Annotated in this window: 22 protein-coding genes; 8 read left to right on the forward strand and 14 right to left on the reverse strand. The window is 72.2% G+C overall.

Annotated elements, in window-relative coordinates; translation table 11 throughout:
• Positions 1-40 precede the first annotated feature (40 nt).
• The 3 genes from V1227_RS10075 to V1227_RS10085 are packed head-to-tail and all read right to left on the reverse strand — an operon-like array spanning position 41 to position 2642.
• Complete coding sequence (locus V1227_RS10075) at positions 41-697, reverse strand: response regulator transcription factor (protein WP_329792241.1); 657 nt, start codon at positions 695-697, stop codon at positions 41-43.
• Positions 694-1818 (reverse strand): sensor histidine kinase, encoded by a 1125-nt coding sequence (locus V1227_RS10080; RefSeq protein WP_329792242.1) that lies wholly within the window; start codon positions 1816-1818, stop codon positions 694-696. The genes V1227_RS10075 and V1227_RS10080 overlap by 4 nt, the downstream gene beginning before the upstream one ends.
• Positions 1815-2642, reverse strand: coding sequence for a CPBP family intramembrane glutamic endopeptidase (locus V1227_RS10085; RefSeq protein ID WP_329792243.1), 828 nt, complete (start codon positions 2640-2642; stop codon positions 1815-1817). Before V1227_RS10085 ends, V1227_RS10080 begins: the two co-directional genes overlap by 4 nt.
• Before the next feature lie 335 nt (positions 2643-2977).
• On the opposite strand from V1227_RS10085, the gene V1227_RS10090 reads away from it, so the two are divergent.
• Together V1227_RS10090 and V1227_RS10095 are read left to right on the forward strand one after the other, a co-directional pair.
• The gene (locus V1227_RS10090; protein WP_329792244.1) at positions 2978-3949 is read left to right on the forward strand and encodes a TerC/Alx family metal homeostasis membrane protein; all 972 of its coding nucleotides are present in this window, start codon (positions 2978-2980) and stop codon (positions 3947-3949) included.
• Between the two features lie 365 nt (positions 3950-4314).
• Positions 4315-5766 (forward strand): FAD-binding oxidoreductase, encoded by a 1452-nt coding sequence (locus V1227_RS10095; RefSeq protein WP_329792245.1) that lies wholly within the window; start codon positions 4315-4317, stop codon positions 5764-5766.
• A gap of 46 nt (positions 5767-5812) precedes the next feature.
• Here the strand turns inward: V1227_RS10095 and V1227_RS10100 are convergent, their stop codons facing one another.
• Positions 5813-6715: a S1 family peptidase gene (locus V1227_RS10100; RefSeq protein ID WP_329792246.1), complete on the reverse strand. Its 903-nt coding sequence runs from the start codon at positions 6713-6715 to the stop codon at positions 5813-5815.
• 142 nt (positions 6716-6857) lie between these two features.
• On the reverse strand, positions 6858-7298 hold the full coding sequence (locus tag V1227_RS10105; protein ID WP_329792247.1) for a GNAT family N-acetyltransferase: 441 nt from the start codon (positions 7296-7298) through the stop codon (positions 6858-6860).
• 104 nt (positions 7299-7402) lie between these two features.
• On the opposite strand from V1227_RS10105, the gene V1227_RS10110 reads away from it, so the two are divergent.
• A complete protein-coding gene (locus tag V1227_RS10110; RefSeq protein WP_442916480.1) occupies positions 7403-7642 on the forward strand; it encodes a VOC family protein in 240 nt (79 codons plus the stop codon).
• 3 nt (positions 7643-7645) lie between these two features.
• Here V1227_RS10110 and V1227_RS10115 read toward each other — a convergent pair whose 3' ends face one another.
• The gene (locus V1227_RS10115) at positions 7646-8932 is read right to left on the reverse strand and encodes an MFS transporter (protein WP_329792248.1); all 1287 of its coding nucleotides are present in this window, start codon (positions 8930-8932) and stop codon (positions 7646-7648) included.
• A 107-nt stretch (positions 8933-9039) separates the two neighbouring features.
• Between V1227_RS10115 and V1227_RS10120 the strand changes: the two genes are divergently transcribed.
• Positions 9040-9732 (forward strand): class I SAM-dependent methyltransferase, encoded by a 693-nt coding sequence (locus V1227_RS10120; protein ID WP_329792249.1) that lies wholly within the window; start codon positions 9040-9042, stop codon positions 9730-9732.
• Here the strand turns inward: V1227_RS10120 and V1227_RS10125 are convergent.
• The 4 genes from V1227_RS10125 to V1227_RS10140 are packed head-to-tail and all read right to left on the reverse strand — an operon-like array spanning position 9660 to position 14623.
• Entirely contained in the window at positions 9660-10265 is a 606-nt protein-coding gene (locus V1227_RS10125) for a sarcosine oxidase subunit gamma (protein WP_329792250.1), read from the reverse strand. The two genes, V1227_RS10120 and V1227_RS10125, sit on opposite strands and share 73 nt — an antisense overlap.
• A complete protein-coding gene (locus tag V1227_RS10130) occupies positions 10255-13095 on the reverse strand; it encodes a 2Fe-2S iron-sulfur cluster-binding protein (RefSeq protein WP_329792251.1) in 2841 nt (946 codons plus the stop codon). Before V1227_RS10130 ends, V1227_RS10125 begins: the two co-directional genes overlap by 11 nt.
• Entirely contained in the window at positions 13092-13373 is a 282-nt protein-coding gene (locus V1227_RS10135) for a sarcosine oxidase subunit delta (RefSeq protein WP_090096928.1), read from the reverse strand. The genes V1227_RS10130 and V1227_RS10135 overlap by 4 nt, the downstream gene beginning before the upstream one ends.
• Before the next feature lie 11 nt (positions 13374-13384).
• A complete protein-coding gene (locus V1227_RS10140) occupies positions 13385-14623 on the reverse strand; it encodes a sarcosine oxidase subunit beta family protein (protein WP_329792252.1) in 1239 nt (412 codons plus the stop codon).
• Between the two features lie 61 nt (positions 14624-14684).
• On the opposite strand from V1227_RS10140, the gene V1227_RS10145 reads away from it, so the two are divergent.
• Entirely contained in the window at positions 14685-15344 is a 660-nt protein-coding gene (locus V1227_RS10145; RefSeq protein ID WP_236218561.1) for a GntR family transcriptional regulator, read from the forward strand.
• 180 nt (positions 15345-15524) lie between these two features.
• Here V1227_RS10145 and V1227_RS10150 read toward each other — a convergent pair whose 3' ends face one another.
• On the reverse strand, positions 15525-18371 hold the full coding sequence (locus V1227_RS10150) for an ATP-binding protein (RefSeq protein WP_329792253.1): 2847 nt from the start codon (positions 18369-18371) through the stop codon (positions 15525-15527).
• Between the two features lie 184 nt (positions 18372-18555).
• Between V1227_RS10150 and V1227_RS10155 the strand changes: the two genes are divergently transcribed.
• Together V1227_RS10155 and V1227_RS10160 are read left to right on the forward strand one after the other, a co-directional pair.
• Positions 18556-20118 carry a S8 family peptidase gene (locus V1227_RS10155; RefSeq protein WP_329792254.1) on the forward strand — a complete coding sequence of 521 codons (1563 nt, stop codon included), beginning with the start codon at positions 18556-18558 and terminating at the stop codon, positions 20116-20118.
• A gap of 21 nt (positions 20119-20139) precedes the next feature.
• Positions 20140-21672 (forward strand): S8 family serine peptidase, encoded by a 1533-nt coding sequence (locus tag V1227_RS10160; RefSeq protein ID WP_329792255.1) that lies wholly within the window; start codon positions 20140-20142, stop codon positions 21670-21672.
• Positions 21673-21730: 58 nt separating this feature from the next.
• On the opposite strand, the gene V1227_RS10165 is transcribed toward V1227_RS10160, so the two are convergent.
• The 3 genes from V1227_RS10165 to V1227_RS10175 all read right to left on the reverse strand — a co-directional run bounded on the left by V1227_RS10165 (position 21731) and on the right by V1227_RS10175 (position 25231).
• Positions 21731-23356: a trypsin-like serine protease gene (locus tag V1227_RS10165; RefSeq protein WP_329792256.1), complete on the reverse strand. Its 1626-nt coding sequence runs from the start codon at positions 23354-23356 to the stop codon at positions 21731-21733.
• Entirely contained in the window at positions 23353-23535 is a 183-nt protein-coding gene (locus tag V1227_RS10170) for a hypothetical protein (protein ID WP_329792257.1), read from the reverse strand. Before V1227_RS10170 ends, V1227_RS10165 begins: the two co-directional genes overlap by 4 nt.
• Positions 23536-23671: 136 nt before the next feature.
• Complete coding sequence (locus V1227_RS10175) at positions 23672-25231, reverse strand: ArnT family glycosyltransferase (protein ID WP_329792258.1); 1560 nt, start codon at positions 25229-25231, stop codon at positions 23672-23674.
• A gap of 141 nt (positions 25232-25372) precedes the next feature.
• On the opposite strand from V1227_RS10175, the gene V1227_RS10180 reads away from it, so the two are divergent.
• Complete coding sequence (locus V1227_RS10180) at positions 25373-26335, forward strand: serine hydrolase domain-containing protein (protein ID WP_329792259.1); 963 nt, start codon at positions 25373-25375, stop codon at positions 26333-26335.
• The last annotated feature ends 11 nt before the right edge of the window (positions 26336-26346 follow it).

A 26346-nucleotide genomic window follows, 5' to 3' on the forward strand; every position in this document is an offset into this window, starting at 1 on the left:
TCGTGACGATCACGTCACCACCCGTGACCGCGGTGTGGACTCAGGTCACCAGACCGCGGCGGTACGCGTAGACGACCGCCTGCACCCGGTCGCGCAGGTCGAGCTTGGTGAGGATGCGGGAGACGTACGTCTTCACCGTCTCCTGGCTGATCACCAGCGCCGCGGCGATCTCGCTGTTGGACAGTCCTTCCGCGATCAGCCGCAACACCTCCAGCTCCCGCGGCGCGAGCTGCGTCTCCGCGACCTCCTCGGCGGGCCGGATGCGCGCGGCGAACCTGCCGACGAGCTGGCGCGTCACCTCCGGCGCGAGCAGCGCGGCACCACTCGCGACGGTCCTGATGCCCTGCAGCAACTGCGCGGGCGGGGCGTCCTTGAGCAGGAAGCCGCTCGCCCCGGCGCGCAACGCCTCGTAGACGTACTCGTCGAGGTTGAACGTCGTCACGACGAGGACCTTGACGGGATCGGCGACGCCGGCGCCCGCGAGCAGCCGGGTCGCCGCGATCCCGTCCAGGACGGGCATCCGCACGTCCATCACGACGACGTCGGGCCTCACCCGTGCGGCGAGGTCGACCGCCGACCGGCCGTCCCCGCACTCCCCCACGACCTCCAGGTCCGGCTGCGCGCCGATGATCGTGGCGAACCCCGTGCGGATGAGCGCCTGGTCGTCGCACACCAGCACGCGCACCGGTGCCGTCACGCCGGGTTCCCCGCCGGGATGCGCGCGCGGACCACGAAACCGCCGTCCCGCTGCCCCGCCGAGAACTCGCCGCCCAGCACGTCGACGCGCTCCCGCAGCCCGGCGAGACCCCGCCCGCTGCCGCCGACCTGAGCGGACGTCGTGGCGCCCGAGGTGCCGACCTCCACCGTGATTTCCCTTTCGCCGTAACGAACGCTGACGTTCGTCGGGTTGCCGTGCGCGTACTTGAGCGCGTTGGTCAACGCTTCCTGCACGACCCGGTACGCGACGGCCTCGGCACTGCCCGCGTCGCGCGACGCCCGGCCCTCCTCGGCGAACTCGACAGGCTGCCCGGCCAGGCGGGTCTGCTCGACGAGACCCCGCAGGTCGCCGACGGACTCCGGCCTGTGGTCGGGGTTCAGCAGGTCGAGCAGGTGCCGCAGGTCCGCGAGGGACCGCCGGCCGGTGTCGGTGATCGCCTGCAGCGTCTGGTCGAGGCGCTCGGGAGCGGCCGTCAGGTACCGGGCCGCCTCGGCCTGCACCACCATCGCGGTCACGTGGTGGGTCACCACGTCGTGCAGCTCGCGGGCGATCGAGGTCCGCTCCGCGGCGCGGGTGGCCTCGGCGACGTGCCGGCGGCGTTCCTCCTCGGCGCTGCGCGAGAGCCGCAGCCACGCACCGATCGCCCAGGCGGCCGCCAACGCCAGGTAGAAGGTGACGAACCCGGCGACGCCCTCGGTGGCCCCCAGCAGGTCCAGCCAAACCGCCAGTCCCGCGTAGGCCGCGGTCAACGCGATGACGGTCGCGCGGCGGTGGTGCGCCAGGTGCGCGCCCGCGCTGATCAGCGCGACGAGCAAGGCCGTGCCGGCGACCGTGTGGTAGCCGCGCGCCTGGTCCACCGCGAACGCGACCGACACCAGGACGAGGCAGACCAACGGCCACCGGCGGCGCACGACCAGCGGCAGGCACTCGAAGGCGATCACGGCGATCGCGAGCGCGTCGAACGGCCGGTTCGGCAGCCCGCCGAGCTGGGTGCCCTTGTCGTGCAACGCGGGCACCACCGATCCCAGGGCGAGCAGCAGCGCGAGCGGCGCGTCCTGGACGCGGACGTCCCAGCCGCGCCACCGCTGGAGGCTGATCACGCGCCGAGCGTAGCGGCCGGCACGGCGCGGCCACGGCGCGGCACGAGGTTGCCCCGGCGCTTCGCCAGCCACAGGAACGCCACCGTGACCACCACGCCCGCCAGCACCGAGTAGGCACTGGCCTCGGGCCCGAACCCGCCACCGGTCACGATCGCCGGACCGGACGTGACGCCGTCGAGCAGCCCCTCCGGGGCGTCCTGACCGGACACGCTGGTGCTGAAGATGCCGCCCTGCGCGAAGTTCCACGCGAAGTGCACGCCGATCGGCACCCACAGGGTGCGCGTGGCGACGTACGCGGCGCCGAGCATCAGCCCCGCCTCGATCGCGATCGCGACCGAGCTCCACACCGTCGCGTTGGGGTTGAAGATGTGCGCGAAGCCGAACACCAGACCGCTCAGGACGAGCGCGAGCCACGTGCCGAGCTTCTCCTCGGCGATCCGGAACAGCACGCCCCGGTACAGCAGCTCCTCGGTCACCGCCACCGCCACCATGAACCCGAGGATCGCGATCGCGCCCGTCGCCGAGCCCCAGCCGCGCACCTCGTAGCCGCCGAGGAAGGCGATGTTCGCGATCACCGCCGCGAACATCGCGAGTCCGATGAGGACACCGCGCGCCAGCGCCCCCGGCGCCGTCTTCCACGAGACCTCGGTGGCCTCGCGCCGTTCGGTCCTGCGCACCACCCACGCGTACGCGGCCAGCGCCAGCGCCGCCGCCAGGAACCCCGCGACCAGGGTGAGCGGCCAGTTCCACCCCAGCGCCTGCACTCCGGCCCCGCCCACGAACGACACGACCACCACCACGACCAACTGCTTCACGAATCGCATGGCCGCAACGCTAGGGATTTCGTGGTGCCACAACGTCCCCACGCGGTGGACATCCGCGTGTAGCTCTCCTGGGGGACAAGGCGGGTGATGCGGCCGTCTCACCGAGCCCAGCCCGTCGTCTCCCCCGACGCCGGGAGGTGCAACGTCGAGCCGGCTGACATGCTTCCCACGATCGGCTTACTTGAGCATTACCATCCCTTTACCTATGCTCTCCGGCGAGGGGAGTACTTCCCAAAGCGTCTGCCCGGTCAGTACGGACACCCGGACGGTGTCCTCGGGAGACCGCCCGCCCACGGGTGAAGGAGACCTCGAACGCAGGAGTTCGAGGAGGTTCCGTGTCCGTCGAATCCGTGGCGTCGCCCGGACTGTGGTTCATCAGCATCGCGGTGCTTCTCGGCCTGCTCGTGGTCGACTTCCTCGTCACCCGGCGCCCGCACGAGGTCTCCCTGAAGGAGGCCACCGGCTGGTCGGTGTTCTACCTGGCCCTCCCCCTCGTGTTCGGTCTCTGGCTGTGGTTCGAGTTCGGCAGCGGCCAGTCGGTCGAGTTCATCACCGGCTTCGTGGTCGAGAAGTCGCTGTCGGTGGACAACCTGTTCGTCTTCATGCTGCTGCTGACCGCTTTCGCGGTCCCGTCCGAGGTCCAGCAGCGCGTCCTGCTCTACGGCATCGTCGGCGCACTGGTGCTGCGGGGCGTCTTCATCGCGGCCGGCGCCGCCCTGCTCTCCGCGGGGACCTGGGCGTTCCTCGTGTTCGGCCTCGTCCTCTTCGCCTCGGCGATCAAGATCCTGCACGCCGCCCTGTCCGGCGAACCGGCCGAGAAGGACACCTCGCAGATGCGATCGGTGCGGCTGCTGCGCAGGCTGATGCCGGTCACGGACGACTACCGCGGCACGAAGATGGTCGTCCGCGAGCACGGCCGCCGCGCCCTGACGCCCCTGGCGATCGTGGTGGTGGCGATCTTCGCGACCGACGTCGTGTTCGCGATCGACTCCGTGCCCGCCGTGTACGGCATCACCGAGGACCCGTACCTGGTGTTCACGACCAACGCGTTCGCACTGATGGGCCTGCGCGCCCTGTACTTCGTGCTGCAGTCCGTGCTGGCGAAGCTGGTGCACCTCAACCACGGTCTCGCGATCATCCTGGCGTTCATCGGCGTGAAGCTCGTCCTGCACTGGGCCCACGGCGTCTGGCCCGCCGTGCCGGAGATCCCCACGCCGGTCTCGCTCCTGGTGATCATCGTCGTGCTGGCCACCGTCACGTTCACGAGCCTGCGCTCCCGTCGCGGGGCCGACACCAGTCCGGTGTGACGACATGGCCACCGCACGCCTGATCGGCTTCCTCGTGGACCTCGGCGTGACCCTCCTGGTGCTGACCGCCCTGGTGGTCGCGTGCGTGGCCCTGGTCTCCCGGCCGTGACCGGACGGGCAGGATCGGACAACTGCCCGCACCAGGAGCGGCCCTCGGGGACGACGAACTGACCTCGCGGCAACGGGCGGACGCGATCTCGGTCGCCCGTTGCGCGGCGGACGGCGTGCTGACCGTGGACCACGAGGTCGTGCCGCTCTCCGACGTCACTGAGGTAAGACACCGCAGGTCCCGGGGCCGGACCGTGCTCGCCGCGCGGTCCCGCGCCGAAATGCGGAGATGATCATCACGTGCCACCATCGGCCGCGTGGAACGACGCAGGTTTCTGAAAGTCGCAGGGCTGGCGGGCGTCGGCGCCGCACTCGCGGCCTGCGGCTCGCCCACCGCCCCGCCCTCCCCGTCCTCCCCGCCTTCCCCGGTCGTCCCTCCGTCCAGTTCGTCCGTTCCGAGTGGACCGCCCGACTGGGTGGCGCTGCGCTCGCGGCTGTCCGGCGGGCTCGCGCTCCCGAGCGACGACGGGTTCGCCTACCAGGGTTTCAACCCGGTGTGGGACGGCCGGAGGCCCGCCGCCGTCGCGAAGGTCACCTCCCCCGCCGACGTGCAGGCCTGCGTCGAGGCCGCACGGCGGCGCGTGCCGATCGCCGCGCGCAGCGGTGGTCACAGCTACGCCGGGTACTCGTCGCCGTCCGGGGGTCTGCAGGTCGACGTGCGCGGTCTGGCGGCCGTCGAGGTGCTGCCGGGCAACCAGGTCCGGATCGGCGCGGGTGCCGCTCTCGGGGACGTCTCCGCGACGCTGGCGGAGTCCGGCCTGTGCCTGCCGACCGGCACCTGCCCGTCGGTGGGCGTCGCGGGTCTCACGCTCGGCGGCGGCATCGGCGTGCTCTCCCGCAAGTACGGCCTGACCTGCGACCACCTGGTCTCGGCCCAGGCCGTGACGGCGGACGGCCGGGTGGTCACCGCGTCGGCCGAGCAGGAGCCCGACCTGTTCTGGGCGCTGCGCGGCGGTGGGGGCGGCAACTTCGCGATCGTCACGGAGTTCGTGTTCTCCACCGTGCCCGCGCCCCGGGTCACCGTCTTCTCGCTGTCCTACAGCGCCGGCACCGCCGACGTGCTCGGCGCGTGGCAGACCTGGATCGCGCAGGCGCCGGACGAGCTGTGGTCCAACGTCGTGGTGCGCGGCGGCCCGCAGCCGACGTGCAAGGTGGGCGGCTGCTTCGTCGGCTCCGCCGGCGAGCTCTCCGCGTTGCTGGCCCGGCTCCCCGCGCCCGCCGACAGGTTCGTCCAGCAGAAGAGCTATCCCGAGGCCACGCGGTACTTCGCGGGCGGGCCTGTCGCGCGCGAGTCGGCCGTGGCGTCGTCACGGGTGGTGCGCGAGCCGATCGGCGATCCCGCCAAGGCCGTGGGGCTGCTGACCGGCCGGTCCGACGAGACGTACCTGATCTTCGACGGCCTGGGTGGGGCGGTGGCCGCCGTCGCGCCGGACGCCACGGCGTTCCCGCACCGCAAGGCGCTCGCCAACGTCCAGATCTACCTCAAGACGCCGCCCGAGACCGCGGACGCCGCCCGCGCCGAGCTCGCGGAGATCCGCGACGGGCTCGGCGCGCTGGTCGGCGACACCGGGTACGTCAACTACATCGACCCGCAGCTCCCGCGCTGGGCGGAGGCCTACTACGGCGCGAACCTCCCCCGGCTGAAGGACGTGGCGAAGCGCTACGACCCGGACGGCGTGTTCGCCTTCGCGCAGTCGGTGCCCCGGTGACACCGGGCCGGTGGTCGTGACCGGCCCGGCGTGACACGGGCCCCCGTCAGCCGATGCGGGCGCCGACCGCGGCCAAAGCCGTGGTGACGGGCTGGAAGAACGTCACGCCACCGGTGCGGCAGTTGCCACTGCCCCCGGAGGTCAGGCCGATCGCGGTGCCGTTGGCGGTGAAGAGCGGCCCGCCGCTGTCGCCGCCCTCCGCGCACACGGTCGTCTGGATCAGGCCCGTGACGCGGCCCTCCGGGTAGTTGACCGTGGCGTTCAGGCCGGTGACGCGGCCGGCGCGCAGCCCCGTCGTGCTGCCCATCCGCTGGACCTGCGTGCCGACCCGCGCCTCGGCGGCGCGCTGGATGCGGACCCTGCGGCCGTTGCCGGTGTCGACCTCACTGGGAGCGGCGGTGCCGCGGTCGTTGTAGGTGAGCAGGGCGAAGTCGCCGTTGCCGGGGAACGTCGAGTCCACGACGGTGGCGGCCGCCCTGCCGCCCGGGGTCAGGGAGAACCGCCTGCCCGCGGCCGTGCAGTGGCCCGCGGTCAGGATGCCGGGGCGGCCGTCGCCGGTCACGACGTTGAAGCCGAGCGAGCACCGGCTGCCGCCCGCGAAGATGGCGTCTCCGCCCTCCGCGAACAGCCGGAAGGTGCCGGTCGTGCGCCGCAGCGTCACCCCGGCGCCCATCGCGTCCACTGTGGACTTGAGGTTGTCCCACCTGGCCCCGGTGACGGTGTCGTCGGCGGTGACCAGGACCTCGTCGGTGGCCGGGTTGACGGCCCACGCGGTGCCCGGCACCGACGCCTTCTGCCGCAGCGTCTCGGTGGCCTGGGCGGGAGCGGTGCGCTGCTGCGGCGCCGCCTGGCTCGCGGTGAACGTCGTGGCGGTGATCACCACGGCCACCAGCCCGACGGCGCCCGCGATCACCTTCACCCGGCGGTGGTCATCGTGGTGCTTGCCCATGTGGCGCCCTCTCGTGCGGCGGCTCGTTACCGGACCGAGATGTGCTCATGTCCAGGTGTACGTACAGCGGGGCGCACCGGTTTAGGTGAATGGCGAGATGACGCGGTGAGCACCGGACCGCGCTGCTGCTCGCCCGGCGCCGTCAGAGCTTCCGGACGAAGTGGAACGCGGTGATGTCGTACCCGGAGCCGAGGTAGAGCCGGTGCGCGTGGTGCCGCGGCGTGCCGGAGTCGAGGTGGACCGCCGTGCACCCGAGACGGCGTGCCTCCTCGTCGACCCAGCGCAGCAGCGCGCCCGCGTGGCCCTGCCTGCGGGCGGACGGGAGCGTGCTGAGGTCGTCGATGTAGAGGTGGGAGCCGGCGTAGAGGTTCGTCATGTGCCGGAAGCCGGCGACGGCGACGACCCGGCCGTCCGCGTCGAACGAGGCGGCGATCCGGTAGCCCTCCCGCCGCTGGGCGCGGACGACCTCGACGAACTCGCCGACGTCGGTGAGGTGCGGCCGGAGCTCGCGCAACGCGTCGAAGGCCAGGGCGGTGTCCCCGCCGTCGAGCTCGGCGATCCGGGTGGTGTGCTGACTGGTCACGCCGGTGATCGTCACCCGAGAAGTGGCATCCCAGAAGGCCCAATGCAGGCCGAAACCAGGATGCCACTTCGCACCGGTGCTACGGGGTCAGGTTCACGCTCCACGTGTCGAGGCTGCTGTCCGGGCCCGCGAGCTCCGGCGCCCGCGCCACGCCGCCGGACTCGCTCGCCCCCGGTCGCAACCGCATCCACCTCGTCGTGGACGACCTCGACGCGGAGGTCACCCGGCTGCGCGCCGCCGGGGTGCCGTTCGCGAGCGAGGTGGTCAGCGGGCCGGACGGCCGCCAGGTGCTCGTCACCGATCCCGCGGGCGACCTCGTCGAGGTGTTCCAGCCCGCCGGGTGACGCTCAGCGGGGCCAGCGCACGTGGTCGTCGTTGATGCGGAACTCGTGCGCGTGCGTCCACACGGCACCGTCGAGGTCGCGGTGCTCGTGCTCGACGACCACCGGGTCGTGCGCGGGCCAGAACCAGAGGGCGCACAACGTCCCTGCCGCGGCCAGCACGCCGAGCACCACGAACGCGGTGGTGATGCCCGCGGTCGTGGCGAGCCAGCCGGCGAGCGGGTAGCACAGCAGCCAGCAGGCGTGGGACAGCGCGAAGTCCGCGGCGAACAACGACGGCCGGTCGGCGTCGTCGGCGGACCGGCGCAGCAGGCGCGCACCCGGCGTGAGGGCGAGCGAACACCCTGCGCCGATCAGGCCCCACACCAGCAGCAGCGCAGGCCAGTGGTGCGCGAACAGCGCACCGGCCGACAACACCACCACAAGTGTAGTGGCCGCACGCGTCACCACGACGCGGTCCGCGAAGCGTTCGAGCAGGCCGGGCAACGCCAGCGCGGCGACGAGCGAACCCGCACCGTTGGCCGCCAGTGCCACCGCGACGTCCGCCGCGTCACGCCCGAGGCCGTCCCTGACGTGCGCCACGGTGTTGACGAACACCATCGACCCCGCGGCCGCCGCGGCGAAGTGCACGGCGAGCAGCCCGCGCAGCCGCGGCGTGGCGAGGTAGATCCGGATGCCCTTGGTCGTCGCGTCGTACCGGTGACCCTTTCGCGGCAACGGTGTCGGGCGTGGCAGGACGACCGAGAGCACGAGCAGCGCCGACGCGGCGAAGCCGAGCGCGGTGCCGAGGAAGAGCTGGTGGAAGCCCAGCACCGCGAGCGCCGCGGCCGCCAGTGCGGGGCTGAGCAGGCCTTCGAGGTCGTAGACCATGCGGGACAGCGTGATCGCGCGGGTGTAGTCGCGTTCGCCGGGCAGGACTTCCGGGATCGTCGCCTGGAACAACGGCGTGAACGCGGCGGACCCGGCCTGCAGCAGGAACACCAGGACGTAGACCTGCCACACCTCGCCGACCCACGGCAGCACCGCCGCCACCGCGACCCGCAGGACGTCGAGCGACACCAGCACGGCCCGGCGGGGCAACGCGCCGAGCAGCGCCGTGGCGATCGGCGCGACCCCGACGTAGGCGATCATCTTGATCGCCAGGGCCGTGCCGAGCACCGACCCCGCCTCGGACCCCGCCAGGTCGTAGGCCAGCAGCCCGAGCGCGACCGTGGCCACTCCCGTTCCGGTCAGCGCGGCGACCTGGGCACCGAACAGGGCCCGGTAGACCGGATCGCGGAGAACGGAAATCACCGCGGAACTATAAGCACCACAACAGGTTTGCGTCGACGGTGCAACAGCCGGTCACTGGCGACAGCAAAACTCCGGCACCGGCCCCGCCGAGGCAATAAGGTTCCGCCGTGACCGATCCGCTCGAGGCCACCCGGACCTCTTACGACGCCGTGGCGTCCCTCTACGCCGAGCTGTTCGGCGACGTGCTCGACACCCGTCCGCTCGACCGCGCGGTGCTGGCGGCGTTCGCCGAGCTCTGCCGGAGCGCGGGCCCGGTCGCCGACCTCGGCTGCGGCCCCGGGCACCTCACCGCGCACCTGGCCTCGCTCGGCCTCGACGTCTTCGGTCTCGACCTCTCCCCCGCGATGATCGCCCTCGCGCGCCAGGCGCACCCGGACCTGCGGTTCGACGAGGGGACGATGACGGCCCTGGACCTCGCCGACGGCACGTTGGGCGGCATCCTGGCGTCCTACTCGGTCATCCACACGCCGCCTTCCGAGGTCCCGGCGGTCTTCGCGGAGTTCCACCGCGTGCTGGCACCCGGCGGTCACCTGCTGCTCGGGTTCTTCGCCGGGGACCACGCCGATCCCCAGGCGTTCGACCACAGGGTGACCACCGCCTACCGGTGGTCACCCTGTGGTCTGGCGGAGGTGCTGGGCGAGGCGGGGTTCGCGGAGGTCGGGCGGGTGGTGCGCCCGCCGATCGAGGGCGAGCGGTTCCTGCAGGCCCAGCTGCTGGTGCGCAAGGCTCAGGCGGTTCCGGGAGCTGTCACCTCCGCCAGGTACTCGACGCACGCGTCGCAGAGCCAGGCCGCGAGGTAGCCGGCGAACGACGAGCGCACCAGGACGGTGAAGGCGTCCTCGCCGGTCACCTGCAGGACGATTCCCGTCCGCGCGAGCAGCGTCTGCACGCAAGTGCCGGCGGGAGCCGAAGACGGGTGCAGGTCCACGGAACATCCGTGGGCCAGCACGTCCCGGACGAGCGGCCCTTCGAGGACCACCGTCGTGCGCTGAGCCGAAGTGTCCACCACGGACCCTCTCGCGGTTCCGAGCGCGTCACGCACCACCTCCTCGATCGCGATCTGCAGGCCGGGCGCGGCCACGACGAGGAACTCGCCGGGCCCCAGCCAGAGCACCTCGACGTCCCCGAACGGCCCGGAGCCCGTCGTGAACGTGCAAGGGGCGGCGGGGAACGGCACGCCGAGTGCCGAACCCGCCGCCGCGATGGCCTCCGGGTCGGACACGCGCACGGTGAGCTGCGAGCGGAACGGCCGCTCCGCCACGGCCAGCACGGGGGCGAGCGCCGCCAGCCTGCCGGCCCGGGCGTGCAGGGGGCTGGTCGGTTCAGCCGTCACGTCGGGCACCTCCCTCGTCGTACAGCACGGATCCGGTGACCGTGACCGGCACCAGCGAGTCCTCGACGGGCACGTACACCGTCTCGCCGATGCGGTCGCGGCCCGAGCGCACCAGCGCCAGCGCGAAGGTGCGGCCCAGGGCGGCGCTCGGGTAGCTGGACGTGACGTGGCCGAGCATCCGCACCGGCGGTTGCGGCAGCCTGTCGGTCTCCACGACCTGCGCCCCCTCCGGCAGCAGCACCGAGGGGTCGACGGGCAGCAGGCCGACGAGCTGCTTGCGGTCCGCCCGGTTGTTCTCGGCACGGGCGAACGACCGTTTGCCGATGAAGTCGGCCTTCTTCTTCGACACGGCCCACGCCATGCCGAGGTCTTGCGGCGTGACCGTCGCGTCGGTCTCCCGCCCGATGATCGGGTAGCCCTTCTCGGCGCGCAGCACGTGCATGGTCTCGGTGCCGTACGGCGTGATCCCGTACTCCTCCCCCGCCGCCATGAGCGCCTCCCACACGGCGATGCCGTGCCAGGCGGTCACGTTGATCTCGTAGGCCAGCTCGCCGGAGAAGCTGATCCGGCACACCCGTGCCGGCACACCGGCGACCACGGTGTCGCGCCAGGTCATGAACTCGAACGCCTCGTTCGACACGTCCAGCCCGGAGGCCACGGCGGCGAGCACGTCCCGGGACCTGGGGCCCACCAACGGAATTGTGGCCCAGTGCTCGGTGACCGAGGTGCAGTGCACGTCGAGGTGCGGCCACTCCGTCTGCAGCCACTCCTCCATCCAGTCGAGGACCTTGGCGGCGTTGCCCGTCGTGGTGGTGACGACGTACCGCTGTTCCGCGACGCGGATGACCGTGCCGTCGTCGATCACCATCCCGTCGAGGCCGCACATGACGCCGTAGCGGATCCTGCCGACCTTCAGCGTGCTCATCATGTTCGTGTAGAGCATGTCGAGGAACTCGCCGACGTCGGCGCCCTGCACGTCGATCTTGCCCAGGGTGGAGCCGTCCATCATGCCGACGCTCTCGCGCGTGGCCTTGCACTCCCGCAGCACGGCCGCGTGCAGGTCTTCGCCGTCCTTCGGGTAGTAGCGGGGGCGCTTCCACTGGCCGACGTCCTCGAACAACGCGCCGTGGGCCACGTGCCACGGGTGGAGCGCCGTGACGCGGACGGGGTCGTGCAGCTCGCCGCGGTCACGTCCGGCCAGCGCCGCGAACGACACCGGGGCGTAGGGCGGGCGGAACGTCGTGGGCCGCTGTTCGGCGACCTCCACGCCCAGTGCCTCGGCGACGATGCCCGCCGCGATCATGCCGGACGTCTTGCCCTGGTCGTGCGCGGTGCCGATGGTGGTGTAGCGCTTGATGTGCTCCAGCGACCGCAAGCCCGCCCCGATCGCCCGCAGCACGTCCGAGACCGTGGCGTCCCGCTGCAGGTCGACGAAGCTCGTGTCCTCGTCGCCCGGCACCCGCCACAGCACCAGGCCGGACCGCGCGGTGCACCGCGAGTCGGAGACGGGCAGCGGGACCTGGCCACCGGGGGCGAACCCGGCCGCCGCGGCGGCAGCGGCTCCGGCGTCCCGTCCCTGCCGCGCACACGCGGTCAGATCCAGCTCACCGGTGGCGGATCCCGCCACCGCCACGGAAGGCAGCTCCTCCCCCGGCACGAAGGCACCGAGCTCGGCGTCGTAGCGCAGCTTGCCGCGCGCCTGGCTGAACAGGCCCATCACGGGGTTCCAGCCACCCGACACCAGCACGGTGTCGCACACGACGGTGTCGGGGGGCCCCGGGACTCCGCCGAACGGGGCGACGTGCGCGCCGGTCACCCGTCCCGCGCCCACGGTCCCGGTCACGACGTGCCCGGCGCGGACCTCGACGCCCCGCGCCGCGCACTCCGCCGCCAGCCGCGCGGGTGCCTCCGGGCGCGCGTCGACGACCAGGGCGATGTCCACTCCGGACTCGGCGAGGTCGATCGCCGCGCAGTACGCGCTGTCGTTGGTGGTGAACACGACCGCCCGCGAGCCCGGCAGCACGCCGTAGCGGTGCAGGAACGTGCGCGCGGCCGAGGCCAGCATGATCCCCGGCCGGTCGTTGCCGACGAAGACCACCGGACGCTCGTGGGCACCGGTGGCGAGCACGGTCCGCCTGGTGCGGATCCGCCAGACCCGCTGCCGTGCCGCCGTCGTCGGCGCCGCGAACCCGAGGTGGTCCGTCCGCTTCTGCAGCGCGAGCACGAACCCGTCCTGGTACATGCCGAACGCCGTGGTGCGCTCCAGCACGAGCACACCGGGGGTGCTCTTCAGCTCCGCGACGACGTCCGCGACCCACTCGGCGGACGGCCGGTCGTCCAGGTACTCGTCCACGCCCAGCAGTGCGCCACCGGCCTGGTTCCGCTCGTCGGCCAGCACCACCCGCGCACCGCTGCGGGCGGCGGTCAGGGCCGCGACCAGACCGGCGGGACCGGCACCGACCACCAGCACGTCGCAGTGCTCGTGCTTCGCGTCGTAGCGGGCCGGGTCCGGTTCGGTGGACAGACGTCCCTGACCGGACAGCCCGCGGGCCTCCAGGCCGTCGTACAGCTCCACGGTCGTGGCGAGCAGCATGGGTTCGGAGAACGGCGCCTCCACCTGCACGAGCGAGGTCGGGTCCTCGGAGCCCGCCGCGACGACACCGCGCGGCCGGCCGAGCTTCACGCTGCGCCCGATCTCGTGCACGCCGTGGGCGAGCAACGCGGAAGCAAGCGTGTCACCGGGGTGCCCGGTGTAGGCGCGGCCGTCGAAGGTGAAGCGCAGCAGGGTGTTCCGGTCGATCGAGCCACCGGTGGGCGTGCGGAACGTCACGGGGTCACCTCGGGCATCGGCTCACCGACGCGGTACACGGCGAGCAGGTCGTGGGTGCGGGTGTCGCGCACGGCGTTGAACCACCGCCGGCACCCGGCGCTGTGGCTCCAGCGCTCGGCGAACGGGCCGCTCGGGTTGTCGCGGAAGAACAGGTACCGCGCCCATTCCTCGTCGGTCAGCGCCGAGGGGTCCTCGGGGTACGCGACGTGGGCCTGACCGCCGTAGTGGAACTCCGCTTCCTCGCGCGGGCCGCACCACGGGCACGGGATGAGCTGCATCGTCAGCGCTCCTAGTGGGCCACGGCGGCGGCGCCGTGCTCGTCGACGAGAGCGCCCGTGGTGAAGCGCTCGAGGGTGAACGGCTCGTTGAACGGGTGCGGCTCGTCGTTCGCGATCGTGTGCGCGAAGCAGTGGCCGACCCCCGGCGTGGCCTTGAAGCCGCCGGTTCCCCAGCCGCAGTTCAGGTACAGGCCCGCGACCGGGGTCAGCCCCACGATCGGCGAGGCGTCCGGGCTGACGTCGACGATGCCCGCCCACGTGCGCAGCAGGTGGGCCCGAGCGAACACCGGGAAGAGCTCCAGTGCCGCAGACATCTGCTGCTCGATGACGTGGAACGAACCCCTTTGGCCGTAACCGTTGTAGCTGTCGATGCCAGCACCCATGACGAGTTCTCCCTTGTGCGCCTGGGAGACGTAGACGTGCACGGCGTTCGACATCACGACGGTCGGGTGCACGGGTTCGAGGAGCTCGGACACCAGCGCCTGCAACGGGTGCGAGGCCAGCGGCAGCCTCAGGCCGGCCATCTCCGCGAGCACCGAGCTGTGCCCGGCCGCGCACAACGCGACCTTGCCCGCCAGGATCCGCCCGCGGGAGGTCCGCACCGCGCTGATCCGGCCGCCCGAGGTCTCCAGCCCGGTGACCTCGCAGTCCTGGACCAGGTCGACACCCATCGCGCGCGCGGCCCGCGCGTAGCCCCAGGCCACGTGGTCGTGCTTCGCGATGCCCGCGCGCGGCTGGTAGGTAGCGCCGAGCACCGGGTAGCGGACGTCGGGCGAGGTGTTGACGATCGGGCAGATCTCCCCGACCCCGGCCGGGTCCACCCACTCCGCGTCGATGCCGTTGAGGCGGTTGGCGTTGACCCGCCGGACGCCGTCCCGCACGTCCTGGAGGCTGTGCGCCAGGTTCAGCACCCCGCGCTGGTCGAACAGGATCGGGTAGCCGAGGTCGTCCTCCAGGCCCTCCCACAGCTTGAGCGAGTGCTCGTAGATGCCGGAGCTCTCGTCCCACAGGTAGTTCGACCGGATGATCGTGGTGTTGCGGGCCATGTTGCCGCCCGCGAGCCAGCCCTTCTCGAGCACGGCGACGTTCGTGATTCCGTGGACCTCGGCGAGGTAGTAGGCGGTGGCGAGGCCGTGGCCGCCGCCACCGACGACCACGACGTCGTAGGACGCCTTGGGTTCCGTGTCGTCCCACAGGAAGTCGGGGTGTTCCGGCAGGTGCGCTCCGGGCGGCTGGGCCGAGCTGCTCATGCGCGACGCCTCCAGCGTGGTCGAACACTGGTATATCAGTTTGTGCGTTACCGTAGGACACATGAACGCACGGGTCAACGACGAGCCCGCCTCGGCAACCCTGACGGAGCAGGCGTACGCCGTCCTGCGCGACCGCCTGGTGATGCTGGAGATCAGGCCGGGCGAGCCCATCAACGAGGAGAGGCTGCGCACCGAGCTCGGCGTCGGCCGCACCCCGATCCGCGAGGCCTTGAAGAGGCTCGAGCAGGAACGGCTCGTCGTCGCCTTCCCGCGCCGCGGCACGTTCGCCACCGACGTGAACATCTCCGACCTCTCGCACATCTCCGAGGTGCGCAGGACGCTGGAACCCCTCGCCGCGGCAGCCGCGGCCGAGCGCGCCACGGCCGAGGACAGGGCCTTCCTCACCGACTTGCGCTCGCGGCTCGACACGGCGACGCCCCGTGGCGACAACACCGAGCTCCTGCGCGCCGACGTGGGCGTCCACCGCGCCGTCTACCGGTGCGTGCACAACCCGTTCCTGGAAGACACCCTGGTCTCCTACGACAACCTGGCCACCCGCATCTGGTGCGTGTTCCTGCCGCGGCTGTCCGGGATGGCGGGCCACGTCGACGAGCACGTGCCGCTGCTCACCGCCATCGTCGAAGGGGACGCCGAGAAGGCGTCCGAGCTCTCCGCCGAGCACGTGATCAGGTTCGAACGCGCCATCCGCGCGCTGATCTGAGCCGCCGGCCGTGTGCCGCCAGGGCCTGTGTCGGAGTCCCGTTCGATGAGAGTCGCGCCTGAGGTGGTTCCTGGCGGTGCGGCCGATCGACCCGCATACCGGTGTTGTACGTGGGTCGGTCGACCGTGCCTCTGGGCCCCTCAGGCCCGGCTATCGCGGACATGGACTTCGACACAGGCCTCAGGCGAAATCCTCGGCCCGCAGCTCCACCCGCGACGACACCCCGAGCTTCCGCAGCACCCGCGCGGCGTGCTGCTCCACGGTCCGGGGCAACAGGAACAGCACGTCGGCGATCTTCCGGTTCGTGTGCCCCGCGGCCAGCAGCCGCGCCACCTCCTGCTCGCGCGGCGACAGCTCGTTGCCGTAGCCGCGCCGCCTCCGCCGCGACGGCTTGCCGCCACCGATGCCGCGCAGCCGGTGCCGGCACCGCGCGGCGTCGCGGGTGGCGCCGAGGGCGTCGAAGGTGTCGACCAGGGCGGACAGGGCCTCGGCGGCCTTCTCCTGGTCGGACGGCAGCAGGCAGCCCGCCTCGCGCTCGGCGACCAGCGCGGCGAAGTAGGGCGCGGGCAGCGCCGCGTAGCGGCCGGCCGCCTCGCGGTGCAGCGACACGGCGTCGTCGAGCCGACCGCGTGCTTCGGCGAGCAGGCCCCGGCACCAGGCGAGCGCGGCGAACGCCATCGGCGCGTCGCGGCCCTCGATGCCGGTGGCGATCTCCGCGATCAACGCCTCGGCGTCGGTCTCCCGGCCGGCCGCGAGGAACGTCGCCACGGCGATCGGGCCGAGCTCGGTCGCCCACACCCAGACGCCCTTCGCGCGGACGATGGCGAGGCCGCGGTCGACGTCGACGCAGGCGCGGGTGACCTCGTCCTGGGCCAGCATGGTCCTCGCCAGCGCGGCGCAGCCCGCGATGGCCACCGGCGCGATCGACTCCTCGGGGGCGAACGCGCCGGTCTCGGTGAGGTAGCTCGTGGCCTCCGACCACTCACCGCGCGCCGTCGCGAGACAGCCCAGGACCAGGCTCAGCTCGCTGGCCAGCGGGAAGAGGTCGCGGTACTCGTCGAGCAGGCCCGCGGCCCGTTCGGCGAGGCCGTCCCAGCCCCCGGTCAGCCAGTCGAGGCGGGCCCGCGTGGCGTGCGCGGTGCTCGCGACGAACGGGGCCCCGCACTCCGAGGCGAACCGCAGGCCGTCGCGCAGCAGGTCCGCGCACAGGCCGAAGTGGCCGGTGGTGGTCAGGGCATCGGCGAGGTTGCAGTGGGCACGGGCGAGCTGGCGCAGCTCACCGGGCGTGCCGGCGGGCAGGAACTCCAAACCGGGCAGCACTTCCGGGTCACCGGTGTGCATCCGCGAGCCGACCACGTTGGCGTACAGGGACATCTTCAGCTCGGGGTCGTCGAACTCCTTGCGCGCACGGTCGACGTGGTCGAGCCACGGCCGCACTTCGCTCATCGGGGCGTCGCCGAGGTAGGACAGCCCCAGCACGGCGGCGCCCCGCGCGGCGAGGTCCGGCCGTTCCGCCAGGTCGGCGACGGCCCGTTCGAGCTCGGACCGGGCCTCCTCCACACCGCCCGCCTGCCGGATCAGCAGCACGCCGCGGTAGAAGCGCACCTGCCCGCGCGCGGCCGTCGACAGCCGCCGGTCGGACAGCAGGCGCTCGAGCGCCTCGGCCGGGTCGAGCTGGTCGAGGCCCTGGTGGGCGATCTGCCCGAGCTTGATCGCGAGCCGGTCGACGTCGGCCGCGGGCACGGCCGGGTCGAGCAGCAGGCGTTGCAGCAAGGCGGTGGCGGTGCCCGCGTCACCGATCTCCACGGCCCTGTCCGCGGCCGCCTCGCCGTAACGCAGCCATGCGGACGTGCTCCCGGCGCGTTCGCTGTGCTCGGCGAGCTGGACCAGCGGACGGGGCTCCACCTGGTCGAGCACCTCGACGGCGCGGTGGTGCAGCGCCTGCCGGTCGGGACCGCTCAACGTGTCGTAGACGGCCTGCTGCGCGAGAGCGTGCCGGAAGCCGTACCGCCGTGCGTCGACCTCGTGCAGGACGTGACCCGTCAACGCGTGCGTCAGCGCTTCACGGCTCTCGGAGGTCTCAGCCACCGCGGCCAGCAACTCGGCGGACGCGGGGGCGCCCAGCACGGCGGCGGCCTGGACGAGCCGGGTGGCGGTGGCGGGCAACGCGGCCAGGCGCTCGGCCATCGCGTCGCGCAACAGCACCGGCACGTCGACGTTGTCGAGCAACCGGCGGGCCGTGGCGCCGTCCGCGTGCACCGCACCGGCCGGGTTCCGCAGCGCGCGCAGGGTCTCCTCGACCACGAACGGGATGCCCGCCGTGCGTTCGTGCAGCTTGGCGGCGAACTCCGCGGACACGGGCTCGCCGTCGAGGATGGCCGAGGTCAGCGCCCGCACCTCGACGACGTCGAGCGGCACCAGTTCGAGCAACGCGCTGGTGATGCCGGTCGGCGGCCGGTACGCCGAACCCAGCGGCACGCCACCCGGCACGTCCTCGCGCCGGTACGTGACCACGATGGACAGGTTCGCCGGCGGATCGCCCATCAGGAACCGCAGCAGCTGCCGCGAACCGTCGTCCGCCCAGTGCAGGTCCTCGACGACGAGCAGCACCGGGCCGAGCACGCCGATCAGCTCCCGCATCGCCCGGAACAGCCGGTGGCGCTCGGCGCGCGGGTCGCCGGTCGGAGGTGGTGGCGCGGGCAGGTACCCGGCGAGCTCCGGCAGCAGCACACCGAGCACACCGGACACCGGGCTGAGCCGCGAGTGGTTGCGCGCCAGGCGTTCCGTGCAGTCGCGCAACGCCTCCAGCACCGCCCCGTACGGGAACGGCTCGCCCACCGGCTGGCAGTGGCCCATCAGGACGGAGATCGGCCCCAGGTCCGAGTCGAGGAGCTCGCGCACCAGCCGTGACTTCCCGACGCCCGCCTCACCCTCGACCATGATCACCGCGGGGTGGTTCGGCACGGCGGCGCGCAGCGCGCCGAGCTGGTCACCTCGCCCCACCAGCACCGGCGAGCTGGTTCTCATCAGTCCGGTGGGGTCGCCACGGCGCGCCCTGGACCTCGGTGTCCGGCTCATCCGCACCGATGTTAGGTGAAAGTCGGGTATCCCTACGTAGCGATGTCCGGATTGTTCGCGCTCCGGCGCCGCTCGATGGTGATCCGCACGTGCCGCCCATCCCTGCAGCGGCGGCCAGAACGGAGAACCCGAGATGCGACTCGACCGCACAACGCGCGCACTGGCGGCCGCCGGCGTCGGCCTGGCCGTCGCGGCGGCGATGACCAGTCCCGTGTCCGCTCAGACGGGCTCGGTCCAGAGGACCGCCGACCCCGTCGCGGGCAGCTACGTCGTGGTGTTCAAGGACGGCGCCACGGACGCACCGGCCACCAACGCGAAGGCGTTCGACCTCGCCCGCAAGCACGGCGCCAAGGTCACCAACACCTACGTCGCGTCGGTGCGCGGCTTCGCGGTGAAGATGGACGAGGCGGCGGCGAGGCGGCTCGCCACCGACCCGTCCGTCGCCTACGTCCAGCAGGACGGCTGGGCGCGGATGTCCGAGACCCAGACCGGCCCGACCTGGGGCCTCGACCGGATCGACCAGGCGAACCTGCCGCTCGACCAGCGCTTCACCTACCCGAACACCGCGTCGAACGTGACCGCGTACATCCTCGACACCGGCATCCACAAGGCGCACCCGGAGTTCGAGGGCCGGGCCAAGGACGGCTACGACTTCATCGACAACGACCCGGACGCCTCGGACTGCCAGGGCCACGGCACGCACGTCGCCGGCACCGTCGGGTCGAAGACGTACGGCGTCGCGAAGAAGGTCGGCCTGGTCGGGGTCCGCGTGCTCGACTGCTCCGGCAACGGGCAGTACTCGCAGATCATCAAGGGCATCGACTGGGTCGCCCAGAACGCGCGGAAGCCCGCCGTGGCGAACATGAGCCTCGGCGGTGGCGCGGACTCCACTGTGGACAGCGCGGTGAAGCGCGCCATCGCGACCGGTGTCACGTTCGGCCTGGCCGCCGGGAACAACAACGGCAACGCCTGCAACACCTCCCCCGCCCGCCTGCCGGAGGGCATCACGGTCGCCGCCAGCGACTCGGCCGACAGGCGCTCGATCTACACCGGCGGCCAGGCGTCGAACTGGGGCTCGTGCGTCGACCTCTTCGGCCCCGGCTCGAACATCACGTCGACCCGCAACGGCGGTGGCACCACGTCGATGGGCGGCACCTCGATGGCCACCCCGCACGTCGTCGGCGCCGCCGCGCTGCACCTGTCCGCGAACCCGTCCGCCACCCCTGCCCAGGTTCGCGACGCACTGGTGAACAACGCGACGACCGGCAAGATCACCGATCCGCAGGGTTCGCCGAACAAGCTGCTCAACATCAGCTACCTCGGCGGCGGGGGTCCCGACCCCGAACCGTGCGCCGCCGTCACGAACGGCGACGACGTGGCCATCCCGGACAACGGCACCGCGGTGACCTCGTCGGTGAACGTCACCGGCTGCACGGGCAAGGCCTCGGCGACCACGAGCGTCAAGGTCGACATCAACCACCCGTACACCGCCGACCTGGCCATCGACCTGGTCGGTCCGTCCGGTGCGGCCCACAGCCTCAAGAAGGCCGGCGGCACCACCTCGACCGGCGGCGTGCACGAGACGTTCACCGTCGACGCCTCCGCCGAGGACCGCAACGGCACCTGGAAGCTGCGGGTCACCGACGTGTGGGCCTACGACGCCGGAAACATCGACGCCTGGACCCTGACGTTCTGACGACGCCCGGAAGGACCTCCCATGCACCGCACCACCTGCGGGCTCGCCGTTCTCGCCGTCACCTCCGCCCTGCTCGTCACCCCGGCTCAGGCGGCTGAGGCGGACTTCGTCCGGGCCAAAAGCCCCGCGGCCGGCGGCAGCTTCATCGTGTCCCTCGAGCCCGGCGCCGCCGTCCAGGCGTCGTCCCAGGCCCTCACCCGGAAGTACGGCGGCACACTCGACGCCGTGTTCTCCCACGCCCTGCGCGGTTTCCAGGTCACGAACCTGACCGAGGCCGCGGCGCGGAGGCTGGCGGCCGACCCGGCCGTCAAGGCCGTGTACCAGGACGGCACCGCGAAGGCGCTCGACGTGCAGACCGACCCGACGTGGGGCCTGGACCGGATCGACCAGGCCTCGCTGCCGCTGGACAGGAAGTTCACCTACCCCGGCGGTGGCGCGTCGAACGTCACGGTCTACGTCACCGACACCGGCATCAAGACGGGGATCGCCGACTTCGAGGGCCGCGCGTCCGTCGGCGCCGACTTCATCGAGGACGGCCAGAACGGCCAGGACTGCTCCGGCCACGGCACCCACGTGGCCGGGACGGTCGGCTCGAAGACCTACGGCGTGGCCAAGAAGGCCAAGCTCGTCTCGGTCCGCATGCTCGGCACGAACTGCACGGCCAACGGTCCGGACTCGGCCGGCGTCAAGGCCATCGAGTGGATCACGGCGAACGCCCGCAAACCCGCCGTGGTCAACGCTTCCTGGACCTTCGACACCGCGGACATCGGCAACGACGCCATCGCCGGCATGATCGCCTCCGGCGTGCAGATGGCGGTCGCGTCGGGCAACAGCTCGACCAGCGCCTGCTCCACCGGCCCCGCCAAGATCGCGTCCCTCATCACGGTCAACGCGACCTCGTCCAACGACGCGCGTGCCTCGTTCTCGAACTACGGCTCGTGCACGGACATCTTCGCCCCCGGTGACAACATCACCTCGCTGGGGCTGAACGGCGGTGCCACGAGCATGTCGGGCACGTCCATGGCCACCCCGCACGTCGCGGGTGTCGCGGCGTTGTACCTGTCGGCCAACCCGTCCGCGAGCCCGCAGGCCCTGCGCGACGCGGTGGTGGGCAACGCGACCGACGGCAAGGTCACCAACCCGGGCACCGGTTCGCCGAACAAGCTGCTGCACAGCGGTTTCGTCGGCGGCGGTCCCGACCCGCAGTGCGGTCCCGGCACGAACGGCGACGACGTGGCCATCCCGGACAACGGAACCGCGGTTTCGTCGTCGGTGACCATCTCGGGCTGCACCGGCAACGCCACGGCCTCGGCGACGGTCAAGGTCGACATCAACCACACCTACACGGGTGATCTGGCCATCGACCTGGTCAGCCCTTCCAGCAGGTCCTACGTGCTCAAGAAGGCGGGCGGCGCCTCGTCCTCGGCGGGGGTCCACGAGACCTACACCGTCGACCTGTCCTCGGAAGCGCGCAACGGCACCTGGAAGCTGCAGGTGAAGGACGTCTACACCTACGACACCGGCACCATCGACACCTGGACCCTGACGGTGTAGCCGGAACACGCGTGCGGGGTGTGGTCGCTTCCGCGGCCACCCCCCGCACGTCTTCGCCCTACCGGGTGACGGTCAGCGTGAACGTCGTGGTGCCGGTCTTCCCGTCGGCCGAGGTGGCCCTGATCGTGATCGGGTAGGTGCCGGGCGGGGTGGAGAAGTTCGTGAAGATCCAGACGTTGCTGCTGCCGTTCTGGCCGATCGTGGCCGGGTTGAACGACAGCTGGGCGCCCGCGGGCACACCGGAGGCGGTCAGCGCCAGGTTCCCGGTGCCGCCGGAGGCCTTCACCAGCGTCTGGCCGAGCAGGCCCTGCCGGACGGTGGCGGACGACGGCGTCGCGGTCACGGTGACCTCACCGGTGGGCGGTTCGGTGCCCTCGACCGTCAGCGACACCGTGGTGGTGGCGGTCGTGCCTCCCGCGTCGGTGCCGGTGACCGTGATGCTCGACGTGCCGGCGGTCGCGGTGGCCGAGACGTCCAGCGTGAGCTTGGCCGAGCTGCCCGCGCCGATCGACGCCGGCTGGAACGCCGCCTTCACACCGCTGGGCACGCCGCTCGCCGAGAGGGTGATCGTCTGACCGCCACCGGTCGAGGAGATGGTGGTGGAGACGTACTTCCCCTTGGCCGCCTTCACGCTGCCCGGCGAGGCCGCGAGCGTGAAGTCGCCGGGCTGCGGGTCGCCGCCGCCCGTGACGGTCAGCGAGTACCTGCCGGACGCGGTCTTGCCGCTCGGCGTCGTGCCGGTGACGGTGATCTCGTAGGTGCCGTTCGGCGCGGTCGTGCTCGCGTCGAAGGTGACCTTGGCCGAGTCGCCGGTGGTCACCGACGCCGGCTGGAAGACCGCCTTCACCCCGCTGGGCAGGCCGCTCGCCGAGAGGGTGGCGTTCTCCGCGCCACCGGACCCGGCGGTGGTGGTGATGCCGGCGGACACCGTCCTGCCGGCCGCCACCGCACCGCTGCCCGGCGCGACGGACAGGCCGAAGTCACCGACCGGGGGCTGCGAGCCGACCTCGGTCTTCACCCAGTCGCCCATCTCGTTGTCGAGGCGGCCGTAGATCGAGTACCACTTGAAGTCCGACCGGCTCCAGGACGCGACGCCGTAGATCTTGCCGCCGACCACGAGCGGACCGCCGCTGTCGCCGGGCAGGATGGTGGTGCGGCCGTCGGAGTAGCCGGCGCAGATCATGGTGGCGGACTTGAAGCCCGCGCCGACGCCCTGGCAGGTGCTGTCGCCGTTGACGATCGGCAGGCTCGCCTTGTCGAGGGTGACGTCCTGCGAGGTGTCGTTGAAGTCCTTCTTGCCGTAGCCGAACCCGACGCCCGTCGCGCCCGGCGCGGCACCGCCCGCGTCCGCCGAGGTGGCGAACGCCGGGTACGCGGCACCGCCCTTGAGCGCGATGTCGCGGTCGACGGTCACGACGGCGACGTCGTACCCCTGGTCGAAGTTGACGTACTTCGGGTGCTTCTTGTAGCTGACGACGCCGACGGCGAACCCGCTGCCGGCGCCGCCGTCGTGGTCCGCGAGGTCGTCGAGCCCGTAGACGAACTTCTTCTCCCCCTGGGCATCCGCGCAGTGGGCCGCGATGAGGATCTTGCGCGGTGCGACGACCGTGCCGGAGCAGGTCTGGCCCTCCGGGCGGGTGCCGCCGGCGCGGATGCCCGCGACGATGCCGGGGAACTCGCTCACGGTGGCGTTCTGCCCGCCCGCGAACAGGGGTGAGGCGTCGCCGAGGCTCGTGGGACGGTGTCCCCCAGATAAGTGGCGGCAGGGGCGTTGCGGGGCGCGGCCTGCGCGGTGCTGACCGGCGTCAGCACCGTGGCCGCGACCAGGGCCAGCAGGCCCCAGGACCGTGGTGTTCTCGTCACGTCAGTTCCTCTCGGGATCTCGGGAACGCCCACCTCAGGGCAGGGACGGCGGCCGTTCGCTGCGATCACTGTCGGAGGAGTCCCGGTGCGGAACAATCAGGGTCCGCATCCGTAGGGGTACGGAACTTTCTCGCGGTCAGGGCCTGCGGAAGATCGTGATGGAGTGCCCGACCGAGTCGATCGGCGCGCTGGTGCCGAGCAACGCGCGGAGGCGGTCGCCCGCTTGGGCGATGGCGGTGTTCGACACGACGAGCAGCCCGTGCACGTCGCCGGGCTCGGCCTCGCGCGGGTCGGCGGCGTGGACGCCGTAGTGCTCGGGCACGCCGGCGCCCTTGTACACGAGCCACAACCGCTCGCCCGGGTAGCGCTTCAGCCGCTCCGCGAGCCTGCCCAGGTCCTGGCCCCAGTCGACGTTCGAGTCGTGCAGGTGCAGGTGGGTCTTCGACGGACCGCCGAACACCTCGTTGGAGTACGGCAGGTAGTACGGGAACGTCCACAGGGAACTGACGGCGACCAGCGCGGCCGCGAGCACGGCCCAGCGCCGGTGCGCGACCACGGCGGCCGCCACGGCGAGGAAGACCGGCGCGGCGATCGCGTACCGCACACCGAGGTCGCGGTTCCCGCTCATGGCGACGACCAGCAACACCGCCGCGGGGGCCAGCAGGTGCAGGGCGGCCTCGCGCTTCTCCTCGAGCAGCGCCACGACCCCGGCGCACCACAGGAGCAGCGCGCCGACCGGTGTCTTCACCAGCAACGCGGCCGGCAGGTAGTACCAGTGCGAGCCGTCGTAGTGGGTGCCGAACAGGTAGCCGCCCCACACCCGGTTCCCGAACCCGGCCTGCGCGCGCAGCCCGTCGAGGTACGGCTCGGGCAGCGGTAGCCAGCCGACCGGCGCGGACGGCAGGTCCGGCGGGCTTTCCCAGCGCAGCAACGGATCCACGGCGAGGTAGGTCGCCCACACGACCGCGAGCGCGACCACCACGAGCCAGGTGGCCCTGGCGCGGTGCCGCCAGACCGCGAGGACGAGCAGCACCGCAACGGCGGCCAACGCGTTCATCTTCGTCGCCACGGCGGCGCCGAGCGCGAGCCCGGCGAGCGGCAGGTGGAGCGCCGGGTCGTCGCGTGCCCTCCACAGCAGCCAGGCCGACGTCAGCAGGAAGCCGGTCACCGGGACGTCCAGCGTGGCCAGGGAGCCGTGCGCGATGACGCCCGGGGAGAACGCGTGCAGCGCCAACGCGAGCAGGCCGCCGGTCCTGGTCGAGATGTCCGCGGCGAACCGGAAGACGACCAGCCCGAACAGCAGCATCAGCACGATCATCGGCAGCCTGGCCGGCAGCAGCACCTCCCCCGGGTCGTTGCCCTGCCCGTAGAGCACGTGCCGGCCGAGCTCGGTCTGGTCGCCGGAGAAGCCCAGGTCGAGCCGCAGGCCGGCGAACGCGAGCCCGGTCGCCATGACGAGCTTGCCCAGCGGCGGGTGCTCGGGGTTGTAGCGCAGGCTGTGCTGCTCGAGGTAGACGGCCGCGGCACCGACGTGGACGGGTTCGTCGGCGGTCGGGGTCTGCTGCACCGCCGTCGTGACCATGGCGATCGCCATCTGGGCCAGCAGCGCGGTGACGGCCGGCGCGAACGGCCACCGCCGCGGCGGTGGTGCGCCGGTCCGCACCTCGGCGGTGCGCTGGAGCGTGGCGTGCGACAAGACCGGGTGGTCCCTTCCCGAGTGCCGGCTGACCCGACACTGCCCGAAACGGGATGCCCGCGGGATCGGTTGCCCGGCCCCGCGGCCGGCCGGGCGGAAATCCGTTTCGGCGCGCCCGCCCGCCGGGTCTAGCCTGCGCCAATGGCGCACGAGGACATCGACAGGATCGCCGGGGACACCGGCTTCTCCGGCGTGGTGCGGATCGACCGCGCGGGCGAGGTCGAGTTCGAGAAGGCGTACGGGTTCGCCCACCGCGCCCACCGCGTGCCCACCACGGTCGACACCCGGTTCGGCATCGCCAGCGGCGGCAAGGGGTTCACCGCCCTCACGGTGCTGTCGCTGGTCCGGGAAGGCGCGCTCACCCTCGGCACGACGGCCCGGTCGCTGCTCGGCGACGACCTCCCGCTGATCGCCGGCGACGTCACGGTCGAGCACCTGCTCACGCACACGTCCGGCATCGGCGACTACCTCGACGAGGAGGGCGACTGGGAGGCCGACGACTACGTCATCAGCGACGTGCACCGGCTCACGACCACCGAGGCGTTCCTGCCGCTGCTCGACGGGCACCCCGCGAAGTTCGGCGCCGGTGAGCGCTTCGGCTACTGCAACGGCGGCTACGTGGTCCTCGCGCTGCTCGCCGAACGGGCCTCCGGCCGGGGCTACCACGACCTCGTCCGCGACCGGGTGCTCGACCCGTTCGGCCTGACCAGGACCGGGTTCCTCCGGTCGGACGAGCTGCCGGGCGACGCGGCGGTGGGCTACCTCGACGGCGTCGACCGGACCAACGTCTTCCACCTGCCCGTGCTCGCGAACGGCGACGGCGGCATCTACACCACCGCGGGCGACATGACGAAGTTCTGGCGTGCGCTGTTCGCGAGCGGCTACGCGGACGAGGCCGTGCGGCCGCGCCACGACGTTCCCGAGGAGTCGTTGCGCTACGGCCTCGGCTTCTGGCTGCACCGGACCGGTGACACCGTGCTCCTCGCCGGGTACGACGCCGGGCAGTCGTTCAAGTCCACCCACGACCCGCACACCGGCACGACCGCGACGGTTCTGTCCAACACCGCGCCCGGCGCCTGGCCGATCGCCCGCGCGATCAGGTGACCACGCTGTTC

The organism is Lentzea sp. DG1S-22 (assembly GCF_036321065.1).
GTDB classification, from domain to species: Bacteria; Actinomycetota; Actinomycetes; order Mycobacteriales; family Pseudonocardiaceae; genus Lentzea; species Lentzea jiangxiensis.

What these genes read in the sequence shown, in the direction of transcription:
- V1227_RS10085 (WP_329792243.1), bottom strand. Translation starts at nt 2,642, where the DNA reads ATGCGATTCGTGAAGCAGTTGGTCGTGGTGGTGGTCGTGTCGTTCGTG.
- V1227_RS10100 (WP_329792246.1), bottom strand. Translation starts at nt 6,715, where the DNA reads ATGGGCAAGCACCACGATGACCACCGCCGGGTGAAGGTGATCGCGGGC.
- V1227_RS10135 (WP_090096928.1), bottom strand. Translation starts at nt 13,373, where the DNA reads ATGCAGCTCATCCCGTGCCCGTGGTGCGGCCCGCGCGAGGAAGCGGAG.
- V1227_RS10140 (WP_329792252.1), bottom strand. Translation starts at nt 14,623, where the DNA reads ATGAGCAGCTCGGCCCAGCCGCCCGGAGCGCACCTGCCGGAACACCCC.
- V1227_RS10145 (WP_236218561.1), top strand. Translation starts at nt 14,685, where the DNA reads ATGAACGCACGGGTCAACGACGAGCCCGCCTCGGCAACCCTGACGGAG.
- V1227_RS10150 (WP_329792253.1), bottom strand. Translation starts at nt 18,371, where the DNA reads ATGAGAACCAGCTCGCCGGTGCTGGTGGGGCGAGGTGACCAGCTCGGC.
- V1227_RS10155 (WP_329792254.1), top strand. Translation starts at nt 18,556, where the DNA reads ATGCGACTCGACCGCACAACGCGCGCACTGGCGGCCGCCGGCGTCGGC.
- V1227_RS10160 (WP_329792255.1), top strand. Translation starts at nt 20,140, where the DNA reads ATGCACCGCACCACCTGCGGGCTCGCCGTTCTCGCCGTCACCTCCGCC.
- V1227_RS10180 (WP_329792259.1), top strand. Translation starts at nt 25,373, where the DNA reads ATGGCGCACGAGGACATCGACAGGATCGCCGGGGACACCGGCTTCTCC.